At 68.0% G+C, this 11,939-nt stretch carries 13 protein-coding genes; 8 read left to right on the forward strand and 5 right to left on the reverse strand.

Annotated features, from left to right (window positions below; all coding sequences use genetic code 11):
• Position 1: 1 nt before the first annotated feature.
• Positions 2 to 1,168, reverse strand: coding sequence for an acyl-CoA dehydrogenase family protein (locus AC07OA_RS18300; protein ID WP_494665242.1), 1,167 nt, complete (start codon positions 1,166 to 1,168; stop codon positions 2 to 4).
• A gap of 162 nt (positions 1,169 to 1,330) precedes the next feature.
• Between AC07OA_RS18300 and AC07OA_RS18305 the strand changes: the two genes are divergently transcribed.
• The 3 genes from AC07OA_RS18305 to AC07OA_RS18315 are packed head-to-tail and all read left to right on the forward strand — an operon-like array spanning position 1,331 to position 3,901.
• Positions 1,331 to 2,482 (forward strand): CaiB/BaiF CoA transferase family protein, encoded by a 1,152-nt coding sequence (locus AC07OA_RS18305; protein WP_494665243.1) that lies wholly within the window; start codon positions 1,331 to 1,333, stop codon positions 2,480 to 2,482.
• A complete protein-coding gene (locus AC07OA_RS18310) occupies positions 2,479 to 3,342 on the forward strand; it encodes an SDR family NAD(P)-dependent oxidoreductase (RefSeq protein ID WP_494665244.1) in 864 nt (287 codons plus the stop codon). Before AC07OA_RS18305 ends, AC07OA_RS18310 begins: the two co-directional genes overlap by 4 nt.
• Positions 3,343 to 3,352: 10 nt before the next feature.
• The gene (locus tag AC07OA_RS18315; RefSeq protein ID WP_494665245.1) at positions 3,353 to 3,901 is read left to right on the forward strand and encodes a nuclear transport factor 2 family protein; all 549 of its coding nucleotides are present in this window, start codon (positions 3,353 to 3,355) and stop codon (positions 3,899 to 3,901) included.
• A 132-nt stretch (positions 3,902 to 4,033) separates the two neighbouring features.
• Here the strand turns inward: AC07OA_RS18315 and AC07OA_RS18320 are convergent, their stop codons facing one another.
• The gene (locus tag AC07OA_RS18320) at positions 4,034 to 4,570 is read right to left on the reverse strand and encodes a nuclear transport factor 2 family protein (RefSeq protein ID WP_494665246.1); all 537 of its coding nucleotides are present in this window, start codon (positions 4,568 to 4,570) and stop codon (positions 4,034 to 4,036) included.
• Positions 4,571 to 4,753: 183 nt separating this feature from the next.
• Between AC07OA_RS18320 and AC07OA_RS18325 the strand changes: the two genes are divergently transcribed.
• Both AC07OA_RS18325 and AC07OA_RS18330 read left to right on the forward strand, forming a co-directional pair.
• Positions 4,754 to 6,157, forward strand: coding sequence for an aromatic ring-hydroxylating oxygenase subunit alpha (locus tag AC07OA_RS18325; protein ID WP_494665247.1), 1,404 nt, complete (start codon positions 4,754 to 4,756; stop codon positions 6,155 to 6,157).
• Between the two features lie 3 nt (positions 6,158 to 6,160).
• Positions 6,161 to 6,514, forward strand: coding sequence for an EthD domain-containing protein (locus AC07OA_RS18330; protein WP_494665248.1), 354 nt, complete (start codon positions 6,161 to 6,163; stop codon positions 6,512 to 6,514).
• A 98-nt stretch (positions 6,515 to 6,612) separates the two neighbouring features.
• Here the strand turns inward: AC07OA_RS18330 and AC07OA_RS18335 are convergent, their stop codons facing one another.
• The 3 genes from AC07OA_RS18335 to AC07OA_RS18345 form a co-directional block, all read right to left on the reverse strand.
• Positions 6,613 to 6,900, reverse strand: a complete 288-nt coding sequence (locus AC07OA_RS18335; RefSeq protein WP_494665249.1) for a hypothetical protein — start codon at positions 6,898 to 6,900, stop codon at positions 6,613 to 6,615.
• A 179-nt stretch (positions 6,901 to 7,079) separates the two neighbouring features.
• Positions 7,080 to 7,994 carry an acyl-CoA dehydrogenase family protein gene (locus AC07OA_RS18340; protein WP_494665250.1) on the reverse strand — a complete coding sequence of 305 codons (915 nt, stop codon included), beginning with the start codon at positions 7,992 to 7,994 and terminating at the stop codon, positions 7,080 to 7,082.
• On the reverse strand, positions 7,994 to 9,139 hold the full coding sequence (locus tag AC07OA_RS18345; protein ID WP_494665251.1) for an acyl-CoA dehydrogenase family protein: 1,146 nt from the start codon (positions 9,137 to 9,139) through the stop codon (positions 7,994 to 7,996). The genes AC07OA_RS18340 and AC07OA_RS18345 overlap by 1 nt, the downstream gene beginning before the upstream one ends.
• Positions 9,140 to 9,285: 146 nt before the next feature.
• Between AC07OA_RS18345 and AC07OA_RS18350 the strand changes: the two genes are divergently transcribed.
• From AC07OA_RS18350 to AC07OA_RS18360, 3 genes are all read left to right on the forward strand, one after another.
• The gene (locus AC07OA_RS18350) at positions 9,286 to 9,600 is read left to right on the forward strand and encodes a Rieske (2Fe-2S) protein (protein ID WP_494665252.1); all 315 of its coding nucleotides are present in this window, start codon (positions 9,286 to 9,288) and stop codon (positions 9,598 to 9,600) included.
• Positions 9,601 to 9,688: 88 nt separating this feature from the next.
• Complete coding sequence (locus AC07OA_RS18355; protein ID WP_494665253.1) at positions 9,689 to 10,879, forward strand: acyl-CoA dehydrogenase family protein; 1,191 nt, start codon at positions 9,689 to 9,691, stop codon at positions 10,877 to 10,879.
• A complete protein-coding gene (locus AC07OA_RS18360) occupies positions 10,876 to 11,859 on the forward strand; it encodes an acyl-CoA dehydrogenase family protein (protein ID WP_494665254.1) in 984 nt (327 codons plus the stop codon). Before AC07OA_RS18355 ends, AC07OA_RS18360 begins: the two co-directional genes overlap by 4 nt.
• Positions 11,860 to 11,939 lie beyond the last annotated feature (80 nt).

An 11,939-nucleotide genomic window follows, 5' to 3' on the forward strand; every position in this document is an offset into this window, starting at 1 on the left:
CTCAGTAGGACTTGGGCAGTTCCAGGACCTTCTCGGCCAGGTAGTTCAGGATCATGTGCGGGCTGACCGGCGCGGTCCTGGGGATCAGGCTTTCGCGCAGGTAGCGTTCCACATGATACTCCGCCGCATAGCCCATGCCGCCCAGGGTGAGCATGGCGGTGTGGCAGGCCTCGAAGCCGAACTCGCCAGCCAGGTACTTGGCCGCATTGGCCTCGACCCCGCAATCCTCGCCCTTGTCGAACAGGTTGGCGGCCTTCATCGCCATCAGGTTGGCGGCCTCCAGCTGGGCCCAGCACTTGGCCAGCGGATGCTGGATGCCTTGGTTCTGGCCGATGGGGCGGTCGAAGACGATCCGCTCGCGGGCGTAGCGGGCGGCGCGCTTGATCGCGGCCCGCCCCAGGCCCACGGCCTCCGAGGCCAGCAGCACCCGCTCGGGGTTCAGGCCGTGCAGGATGATCTTGAAGCCCTCGCCCTCGGTCCCGATCAGATCCTCTTCCGGGATCCACAGGTCCTCGATGAACAGCATGTTCGAGTCGATGGCGTGGCGGCCCATCTTGTGGATCAGGCGCACGTCGATCTTGGAGCGGTCGAAGTCGGTGTAGAACAGCGACAGGCCTTCGGTCTTGCGCTTGACCTGGTCCAGCGGCGTGGTGCGGGCCAAGAGCAGCATCTTGTTGGCGACCTGGGCCGTCGAGATCCAGATCTTCTCGCCGTTGACCAGATAGCCGCCGTCTTTGCGGTCGGCGCGGGTCTTCAGCTGGGTGGTGTTCAGGCCCGCATTGGGCTCGGTGACGGCGAAGCAGGCCTTGTCCTGGCCGCTGATGATCCCCGGGATCGAGCGCTGCTTCTGGTCTTCCGTGCCGAAAAGGATGATCGGCTGCAGGCCGAAGATGTTGATGTGCACCGCCGAGGCGCCGCTCATGCCCGCACCGGACTCGGCGATGGCCTGCATCATGATCGAGGCCTCGGTGATGCCCAGGCCCGAGCCGCCATAGGCCTCGGGCATGGCGATGCCCAGCCAGCCGGCGTCGGCCAGCGAGCGGTAGAAATCCTCGGGGAAGACGCCCGACTGATCGCGCTCCAGCCAGTACTCGTCGGGGAACTGCGAGCAGTGCTTGAGGATCGCCTCGCGGATGTTCTGCTGGTCCTGAGTGAACGAGAAATCCACGGCTTTTCGACCCTGTTTTCGAGGAGATAGGCCTCGGCGGGTAGCAGTCGCGGCAGCCCCTCACAACGCCTGCACAGGCACATATCGCTGCTGCGGAGGGCAAGCCGATGGATTTAGCCGGCCCGCTGGCCTAGCCCCTAGAGGGAGCTTAGGGAGCGACAAGTGGACCACAATTCCAGGGCCGGCGGCCCCCTGTCGGGCGTGCGCGTCATCGACCTGACCAGCATGGTCTTCGGCCCCTACGCCACCCAGATCATGGCCGACATGGGCGCCGACGTGATCAAGGTCGAGCCGCCCTCGGGCGACGCCACGCGCTACATCTCGGTGGGCCCGACGCCCGACCTGGCCGGCGTGTTCGTCAACGTCAATCGCGGCAAGCGCAGCATCGTGCTGGACCTGCAGAGCGACGACGGCAAGGCGGCCCTGCGCACCCTGCTGGAACAGGCCGACGTCTTCATCCACTCGATGCGGTCGAAAGCCATCGCCCGGCTGGGCTTCGACTACGCGGGCGTCAAGGCGCTGAACCCCTCGATCGTCTACACCAACTGCTACGGCTACGGCCGCGAGGGGCCCGACGGCGACCAGCCGGCCTATGACGACACCATCCAGGCCGAGTGCGGCCTGACCGCCGTTCAGCAGATGCTGACGGGCGAGGCCAACTATGTCGGCACCATCGTCGCCGACAAGGTGGCGGGCCTGACCGCCCTCTACGCCACCATGATGGCCCTGTTCCACCGCGAGCGGACCGGCGAGGGCCAGGAGGTCGAGATCGGCATGTTCGAGACCATGGCCTCGTTCATGCTGGTCGAGCACGCCAACGGCGCGATGTTCACGCCACCGCTTGGCCCGGCGCACTATCCGCGCGTGGTGGCCGCCAACCGCAAGCCCTACCGCACCAAGGACGGCTACGTGTCGGCCCTGATCTACAACGACAAGCACTGGTCGCTGTTCGTCGATGCGGTGAAGCCCGTCTGGGTGGACGACCAGATGGCGACCCTGGGCCAGCGGGCCAAGCAGATCGACCGGGTCTATGGCCTGCTGGCGCAGACCTTCCTGGAGCGCACCACCGCCGAATGGCTGGACCTGCTGCGCAAGCTGGGCATCCCCGCCGCGCCGCTGCGCACGCCGGACGAACTGTTCGATAACCCGCACCTCAACGCCGTCGGCTTCTTCGAGACCGTCGACAGTCGTCGCGGACCGATCCGCTTCCCCGGCGTACCCACCACCTTCTCGGCGACGCCGGGCAAGGTCCGCGGCCCAGCGCCCGAGCTGGGCGAGCATACCGATGAAGTGCGCGAGGAGTTCGGCCTATGACGGGTTCTCTCAAGGGCAAGGTCGCCGTGGTCACCGGCGCCAGCCGGGGCATCGGCAAGGGCATCGCTCTAGCCCTGGCCGCGGCCGGGGCCACCGTCTACGTCACCGGCCGCACGGTGACGGCCGGCGAGCATCCCCTGCCCGGCACGGTCGGCGAGACGGCCCTGGAGTGCGACCGCCGGGGCGGCAAGGGCATCGCCGTCCAGGTCGACCACGCCAATGACGACCAGGTCGCCGCCCTGTTCGCCCGGGTCGAGCGTGAGCAGGGCCGGCTGGACATCCTGGTCAACAACGCCTTCGCCCTGCCCGAGGACCTGACCGAGCCCAAGCCCTTCTGGGAAAAGCCGCTGTCGAACTGGGAGATGGTCGATGTCGGCGTGCGCTCCAACTTCGTGGCGGCCTGGCACGCGGCCAAGATCATGACGCCGCAAAAGTCCGGTCTGATCGTGGCGATCTCGGGCTATGTCGGCGTGACCTACACCTACGGCGTCGTCTTCGGGACCTGCAAGTCGGCCGTCGACCGCATGGCGCGCGACATGGCCATCGAGCTGAAGCCCCACGACATCGCCTCGGTCTCGCTGTGGCAGGGCCTGACCTTCACCGAGCGGGCCGAGCGCAACATCGCCGCCAATCCGGCCATGAAGCAGAGCGTCGTCACCAATCCGCTGGTCGGCTGCTCGCCCGAGTTCCCCGGCCGCGTGATCGTGGCCCTGGCCAACGATCCCGAGGTGATGCGCCGCTCGGGCGCCACCTACATCACCGCCGAACTGGCCCAGGACTACGGCGTCGTCGACATCGACGGGAAGGTCATCCCCTCGCTGCGCGAACAGCGCGGCGCGCCGATCTGGCAAGCGATCTAGGAGACAAGCGATGGACGCCGACAAGCTGGCCCGCCTGGGCGAACTGCTGGACCGCCAGGACATCCACGACGCCCTCCTCCGCTTCACCCGAGGCATGGACCGGTTCGACCGCGACGCCTTCCTGTCGGCCTTCCATCCGGACGCGGTGATCGCCGCCGGGACCTTCGTGGGCCCGCCGGACGCCCTCTACGACTGGGCGCGCGACATGCACGACGTCGGCCAATCGGCCACCCACCATGCCTTGCTGAACCACAGCTGCGATCTCGACGGCGACACCGCCCACACCGAGACCTACTACCTGTTCGCCGCCCGCAATCGCGACGACAGCAACTGGATCGCCGGCGGCCGCTACATCGACCGCTTCGAGCGCCGCGACGGCGCCTGGCGGATCGCCACGCGCAGCACGGTGATCGAGTGGTCCGGCGTCCTGCCGACCATGCCCATCCCGTTCGGCGACGTGCCGGGCATCGAGCTCAACGGCGTGGCGGCGCGGGACGAGAGCGACCTGTCGTATCGGCGACCGCTGACGAACCTGCGGGAACTGAACATCCCCTCATAAATCCCAACATCCCGGCGAAGGCCGGGACCCAAGCTGAGCGGGCGGGAGGGTCATGGCTGTCCCGAGCGCAAGCGCTAACTCGGAAAGTCGGCTTGGATCCCGGCCTTCGCCGGGATGTCGTGGAGGGTGGGCTTAGCAAAAGAACCCCAAGCTCGGATCGCCGTTCGCCGCGCCCGTGAATGCCGCCGCGCCGCCCGAGAACGGCATGCCCATCAGGCCCTGCGACCAGTCGGTCGACACGCCCAGGTCCTTGCTCCAGTCGTAGAGCATGGTCCGGTGCGCGATCCGCCACTGGCCGTCGCGACGCTCGAACCGGTCGAGATACCGCCCGCCCAGGAAGACGTCGTGCTCCTCGGTCCCGAAGTCGATGCGGTGATAGGCGCTGACGTGGGTCTCGACCTTGGCCACGTCGCCCTCCAGCACGACCAGGCTCTGGCCCAGGGTGTGCAGCGTCACCGGGATGCTGGGCGCGCCGGGCGTGACCCAGGCCAGGTAGTCGTCGAACGAACCCGCGAAGATCCCGAACTCGACCGCCGCGTCGGGCCAGAAGCAGGCCGAGATCGCCGCCGGATCGCGCCGATCCTCGCCCCGGGCCAGCCGCGCCAAGCCGTCGCGGATCCGCTCGCGGGCGACGATCTCGGCCAAGTCTTCGCTGCTGCCGCCGGCCATGATCGTCCACCCTTTTTCCTTGATCCGTTGGCCCGGAGCCTAGGGCCCGATTGAGGCAGATCAATCCAGGGCGGGTCCCATTATCGAACCGGCGATATCGGCGCGCCCAGCCCGCCGGTTCGCTTGCACGGCCTCCCCGCGCGAGACCACTGTCTCCAAAAGTTTTTAGGTGAGGCTACCCCCATGGCAGACGGTTCTATGGCCACCGAACGGCCCGTTCCGTTCTCGGTGGAAAATCCCGAGCGCATCCCGTCGCGGCGCTATTACGACGAGGCGTTCTACCAGCTCGAGGTCGAGCATCTGTGGCCGCACGTCTGGCAGATGGCCTGCCGGCTGGAGCAGATCCCCAATGTCGGCGACTGGGTGGAGTACACCAACCTCGGCAAGTCGGTGATCGTGGTGCGCGGCAAGGAGGGCGTGAAGGCCTTCCACAACGCCTGCCGTCACCGCGGCGTGCCGCTGGTCGAGGAAGGCGGGCACGGCAACTGCAAGACGCCGGGCTTCATCTGCCCCTTCCACGGCTGGCGCTGGAACACCGAGGGCCAGAACACCTTCGTCTACGGCAAGCACATGTTCAGCGAGTCCCAGCTGGACCAGGCCGACCTGGCGCTGAAGCCCTGCCGCGTGGAGCTGTGGGGCGGCTGCGCCTTCATCAACTTCGACGACAATGCCCCGTCCTTCCGCGACACGATCGGCCCGGTGGCCGACCGGCTGGAAGCCCACGGCATGAGCAAGCTGAAGTCGGAGTGGTGGTACGCCACGGTCATTCCGGCCAACTGGAAGGTGGCGATGGAAGCCTTCATGGAAGGCTACCACGTCATGCGCACGCATCCGCAGCTGCAGCAGGCCGCGCCGATGCTCTACAACATGATGTACGGGATGGACACCGGCGGCATCGGCCTGCCGATCGACCCGAACATGACCGTTCGCCAGAACATCGCCGCGCAGATCAAGCACCTGGGCCTGCTCTCCGAAGGCATGGCCGGCATGGTCCACGCCAAGGAAGTCGAGATCGCCAAGCAGCTGGCCGAGGTCGAGCTGCCCGAGGATCCGGCCCAGGCGGTGATGATGTGGTACGGCATCCTCAACCACCAGATCACCACCCAGCTGCGGGCCGCCGGCGAAGACGTGCCGGACCTGAACGCCGTGGCGGTGTCGGACCCGATCCACGCGGTCGAATTCCTGTTCCCCAACTACTTCCTGCTGCCGATGTTCTCGAGCATGTCGTCGTACCGCATCCGGCCGCTGGGTCCGGAAAGCTGCCTGTTCGAGCTGTGGTCGCTGACCCACGTGGCCGAGGGCGCCGAGCACAAGACGCCGATGGAACCGACTATGCTGCCCTATGACAGCGAGGAGTTCCCGCCGATCCCACGCCAAGACTATTCCAACATCCCGATCCAGCAGAAGGGCATGCATGCCGAGGGCTTCGACTTCATGCGCCTGTCCAAGGACGTCGAGGGCCTGATCAGCAACTACAACCGGATCATCGACGGCCACCTGAAGGGCGTCGACCAGGGCAAGCTGGCGGCGGCCACCAACCTCTTGGGCGGCAATTTCGACGGCAAGATCCTCGACCTCGGCTTCTAGACCATGAGCGCGACGCCCAAGCTGCTGATCTTCCTGAAGCGGCGGCCTGGGCTGAGCCGCGAGGACTTCCGCGCCTATTACGAGGCCAACCACGTCCCGCTGTGCCTGAAGTACATGGCGGGCGTGGAGCGCTATTTCCGGCGCTACCTCGAGCCCGCCCCCGGCATGCCGGAGATGGAGGCCGATGTCGTCACCGAGGTCTGGATGAAGGACCAGGCGGCGCTCGACTACGTGCTGGCCAACGCCGCCAAGGACCAGCTGCCGCCCGACGTGCTGGCCGACGAGGAGAAGCTGTTCGACCGCTCCAAGTCGCGCTTCTGCGCCGTGGTCGAGCACGAGACCGACATGGCCGGCTGAGACTTCCGGCCGGGCGCGAGACGGTGGCCTGAGCCCGAAATGAAACCGGCCGCCCTTCGAAAAGGGCGGCCGGTCTGTCTCTAACTTGCGGGTCGCGACTACGGCAGCTTGGCCAGCTCCGCGTCGATGACGTCCAGCTTCTCGGTGGTGATCTTGTCGGGGCTCTTGTCGTGCAACTGGCGGAAGGTCATGCCCTTGGCCAGCAGCATCCGGGGGTCCGACGAAATGCCCGGGAAATGCTTCTCGACGATCGCCTTGGCCGCCGGATTGGCGAACAGGTCGCCGACGGTGGACGTCTTGGTGGACAGGCTGCCCGCATAGGCGGCCGACAGCGGAGCCACGGCGATGACCGCCGCGAGAATGACGGCCTTGAGTTTGGTCGACATGTATTCTCCATTCATGATGGCGCGAAGGCCCAGCCGATTACTTTATCGGCGCCTGGCGAATTGAGTGAAATTGCAAATAATCCCCGATGCGGAAGGTACAATACTCACCCACCACACGAAACTCGGATAACATGTTACTCAGGAGTAAACAAGAACGTCGGCGGTAGATTTCGCCAGGACTAACCCCAGAGAGCCTCCGCCGCCGCCAGGCCCTGCCCGCCCCGACCGCCCAGCTCGCCGACCAGCGCCTTGAGGCGGTAGGTCCACAAATGCAGAGGATGCTCCAGCGTCATGCCCATGGCGCCCAGGAACTGGTGGAAGTCGTAGGCCACAGCCCGCCCGCTCTCCTGGGCGTGCAGGGCCGCCAGGGCCGCGTCGCCGGCGTCCAGCGTGTCGGCCGCCTTCATCGCCAGCCAGTAGACGCCGTTGGCGCGCACCTGCGCCTCGGCCAGGCGGTGGCGCAGGGCTTGGAAGGTGGCCAGGGGCCGGCCGAACTGCTGGCGGTCGGTGACATAGGTGGTGACGCTTTCGAGCGCAGCGGCCAACAAGCCGGCGGCCTCGGCGGCGATGGCGACGCGCCAGCGGATCGTCACCTCGGCGGGCGAGACGTCGTGAACCGTGGTCGCCGCGGCCGCCGGATCGACCAGCAGCGTCGCCATTGGATAGGCGAACAGGGTGTCCTCAGCCCGGACCTGATCCTCGGTGGCCACGAAGCTGGACACCTTGTCCTTGCCCACCACGACCACGGTCGCGCCGGCCTTCAGGAAACGGACGGGGCGCTCGGACTTGCCCCCGGTCACCAGGCAGAACGGACGCGGCAGGTCGGGGAACAACGGGCGGACCAGGGCGCTGACCGCCGCCTCGACGGCATAGGGCAGCCGCGCCAGCCGCTCGACCACCAGGGCGGCGGTGACCGCGCCCAGCTCGGGGTCGAAGCCGACATCGAGGAAGCCGCCCTCCTCCAGCTCGCGGTCCAGCTTGTCGCTGACCAGGGCGAAGGACGTGTCGTGCAGGGCCGGGCTGGCGAAGGGCCGGGCCAGGGACTCGACCGCGTCCAGGATCTGCGACTGATCGGAGGTAAGAGCCAGTTTCATCAGCGCGGCTCCCGGGGCAGCTTGAGGACGTCGGTGGCGATGATGTTCAGCTGGATCTCGGCCGCGCCGGCCGCGATGCCGGCCACGATGCCGCGCTGGTGGTGCATCTTCAGATAGGGGTGCGCGTCGGCCAGGGCCTGGGGCAGGTATTCGACCACAAACTCGGCCACCCGGCGCTCGGCCATGACGGTGGCGAAGCGGGCGGAGCTGGACTCCGCCCCAATCGCCTCGCCCCGGCTGCGTCGGTCGACGATCGCATAACTCGCCATTCGCGCCGCCTCGCACAGGGCCGCGCAATGGGCGGCCTCCAGCTTGACCACCTCGCCGGCGAACTCGCCCTGGGTCTTGAGCACCTGCACGGCCCGCTCCAGCGCCGCGCGCGCCAGCGAGTAGCGCGGAATGCCCAGCCGCTCGTTGGTCAGCGAGTAGGCGATGATCTCCCAGGCCTGGCCTTCCTCGCCCAGGCGCGCCGTGGCGGGCACAATGCAGTCGTCGAAGAACACCTCGTGGATGTCGCCCTCGCCGATCAACGACGGGATCTGGCGCACCGTGATGCCGGGCGTGTCCATCGGGACCAGCAGGATCGAGATGCCCTTCTTGCGGTCGTCGCTGGTGCGGCAGACCAGGAAGCAGGTGTCGGCCAGGCCCGCATAGCTGGTCCAGATCTTCTGGCCGGTGACGCGGTAGTGGTCGCCCTCCAGCACCGCGCGGGTGCGCAGCGAGGCCAGGTCCGATCCCGCGCCGGGTTCGGAAAAGCCCTGGCACCACAGGGCCACGCCGTCAGTGATCGGCGGCAGGTAGCGCGCCTTCTGCTCCTCGGTGCCGTAGCGGATCAGGGTGGGGCCCACCCAGTTGACGTTCATGTACTGACCGCCGCGCGGCTCGCCGGCGATCCACATCTCCTCGGCCAGGATGGTCTGATGCCAGGGATCGAGGCCCCCGCCGCCGATCTCCTTGGGCCAGTGCGGGGTCAGCAGGCCATCGGCCGCCAGTTCGCCGCAAAAGGTGCGGGCATAGGCCGTCAGGGCCGGCGAGGCCGGGCCGTGCTGGGAGAACCGCTCCCAGTCGTCAGGCAGGGTGGCGGTCAGGAAATCCCGTAGCCGCTGGCGGAAAGCGGCCTCTTCGGCGGTCCATTCGAAGTTCATCGGACTCTTCTTCTGGGTCGGTGCCCGGGCAGGAATATACGATGCCGGATGGCGACGCCGCGCCGGAGCGTGGCCGAAACCAAAAGACCGCCCCGGTGATATGGCTCGCCCTTGCCCAGGCCGCCAAAGCCGCACATCACAAAGGCATGACCGAGCCTGCCTTCATCGCCGTGGCCACGACCGACGAGATCGCGCCGGAGACCGCCAAGGAGGTCGAGATCGGCGGTCGTTCGATCCTGATCTGCCACAGCGACGGACGCTTCTTCGCGATCGAGAACCTGTGCTCCCACGCCGAGGAGCCGCTAGCCTGCGGGCGGTTGAAACGCGGCTGGATCTCATGCCCGGCCCATGGCGCGCGGTTCGACCTGGAGACTGGCGAGCCGCTCAATCCGCCGGCCACCGAGCCCTTGAAGACCTTCACCCTGCGGATCGTCGGCGAGGTCATCGAGGTCGCCGTCTAGGGCATCGCCTTGCCGATATCGCCCCCCGCCCCTTGCGGCGTTCGGGGCAAATAAGGCCTAGCGTGAGGGGTACGCTTGGAGGCCGGCCTTGACCGACACACTTGAAACCCTGCGGCGCGACATCCGCGCCTGGCTGGAGGCCAACGCCCCCAAAGACTGGCGCGCGGCCTGCACCAGCCACGAGGCGTTTCTCGACACCCAGAGGAGCTGGTTCGCCAAGCTGGTCGAGGGCGGCTACGCCGTGCCGCACTGGCCCGCCGAATGGCCCGGCGGTGGCCAGGGCCTGGCCGAACAGAAGGTGCTGTACGAGGAGCTGGCCCGCGCCGACACCCCGCGCCTGCTGCTGTCGTTCATGTCGACCTACCACGCCGCCAGCACCCTGTTCGAATGGGGCAGCGCCGAGCAGCAGGCCAAGTACATCCCCCGCATCCTGGAGGGCGAGATCTGGTGTCAGGGCTTCTCCGAGCCCGGCGCCGGTTCGGACCTGGCGGCCGTCCGCACCCGCGCCAAGCGCCGGGGCGACGTCTATGTGGTCAACGGCCAGAAGCTGTGGTCGACCATGGGCCAGTTCGCCGACAAGTGCCTGCTGCTGACGCGCACCAGCACCGAGGGCGCAAAGCAGGCCGGCCTGACCTATCTGCTGCTGGACCTGAAGGCCAAGGGCGTCACCGCCCGGCCGATCCACCAGATCCACGGCGACGAGGAGTTCGCCGAACTGTTCCTCGACGAGGTCGAGATCCCCGTGGCCGACCGCCTGGGCGAGGAAGGTCAGGGCTGGGCCGTGGCCCAGTCGACCCTGTCATCCGAGCGCGGTCTGACCCTGCTGGAGCTGAGCGCCCGCCTGCGCGGCGCCCTGTGGCGGCTGGCCGACCTGATCCGCGCCAACGGTCGTCAGGACGACGCCGGAATCCTGAGGGATTTCGGGCGGCTGGCCACGAAAATCGACGCGGCCTGCGCCATCGCCGACCAGTTCCTGGCCAACCGCATCGCCGGACACGAGCGCGTCGGCGACGCCTCGTTGGTCAAGCTGACCTATTCGCGGACCTTGCGAGAGTTCACGTCTCTGGGCCTGCGGGTCGGCGGCCTCGGGGTCCAGCATCACGAGCCCATCGTGTTCGGCGGCGGCATGGAGACCGGCAACTGGATGGCCGATTTCATGAACAGCTACGCCTGGACCATCGCCGGCGGCAGCGACGAGGTTCAGCGCAACATCATCTCCGAGCGCCTGCTGGGCATGCCCCGCGAACCCAAGACCTGGACCGTGGGAGGCGCGGCATGAACGCGGACCTGAGCGAACTGCGCGACGCCGCCCGCAAGGCCTTCAGCGCCGCCGGCCTGGCCCCCGACCTCGACGCGAGCTGGAGCACCGTGGCCGAGATGGGCGCGCTGATGACGGCCGTGCCCGAGGACCTGGGCGGCCTGGGCTTGGGTCGCGAGGCCGTCGGCGTGATCCACACGGAACTGGGCCGCGCGCTCGTCCCCGGCCCCGCCATCGCCCAGATGCTGGCGGTCGAGGCGCTGAGCGCCGCTCAACGCAACCTCGCCGACCGCCAGGACCTGCTGGACCGCGCCATGGCCGGCGAAGTGATGACCGCCTCCCTCACCAGGGCAGACGCCTGGGGGGCGCTGACCGCCGTCCCCGACGCCGACCGCGCCAGCCATGTGCTGATCGTCCGGGAAGACCGCATCACGCTCGCGCCGCTGGACGGCGCCGAGATCACCCTGCGCGAGACCTGGGACAAGACCCGCCGCCTGTTCGACGTTCGGCCGGCCGGCGACGGCCTGGTCCTGGCCGAGGGCGAAGCCGCCGCGGCCCTGGCCGGACGGCTGGAGCCCCTGATGCTTCTGGCCCTGGCCGGCGACAGCCTGGGCGGCGCCGAGGCGATCCTGGAGTTGACCATCGAGTACCTGGGCACGCGCCGCCAGTTCGACCGTCCCCTGGCCCTCTTCCAGGCCCTCAAGCACCGGGTCGCGGACATGAAGACCTGGCTGTCGGCGGCCGAGGCGCTGTTCTGGAGCCGTGCGGCCGATCCCGTCGCCGACGCGCTCGACCTGGGCGCCCTGAAAGCCCATGCGGCGGGCGTCTACCGCGCCATCGCCGAGGACGCGATCCAGCTGCACGGCGGCATCGGCCTGACCATGGAGCACCCCTGCCACCTGTTCCTGAAGCGCGCGACCCTGAATGCCGCGCTGGGCGGGGATGCGGACTATTGGGAGGAACAGGTGGGTCGGGCGACGTTGCGGAAGGCGATCGCCTAGCCTCCAGCGCCTCTCTGGCGACGACAAAAAAGGCCCAGCTCGCGCTGGGCCTTTCTCGTGTCGAACCATGCCTCCCGATG

The organism is Caulobacter sp. GW821-FHT09B08, from assembly GCF_059418225.1.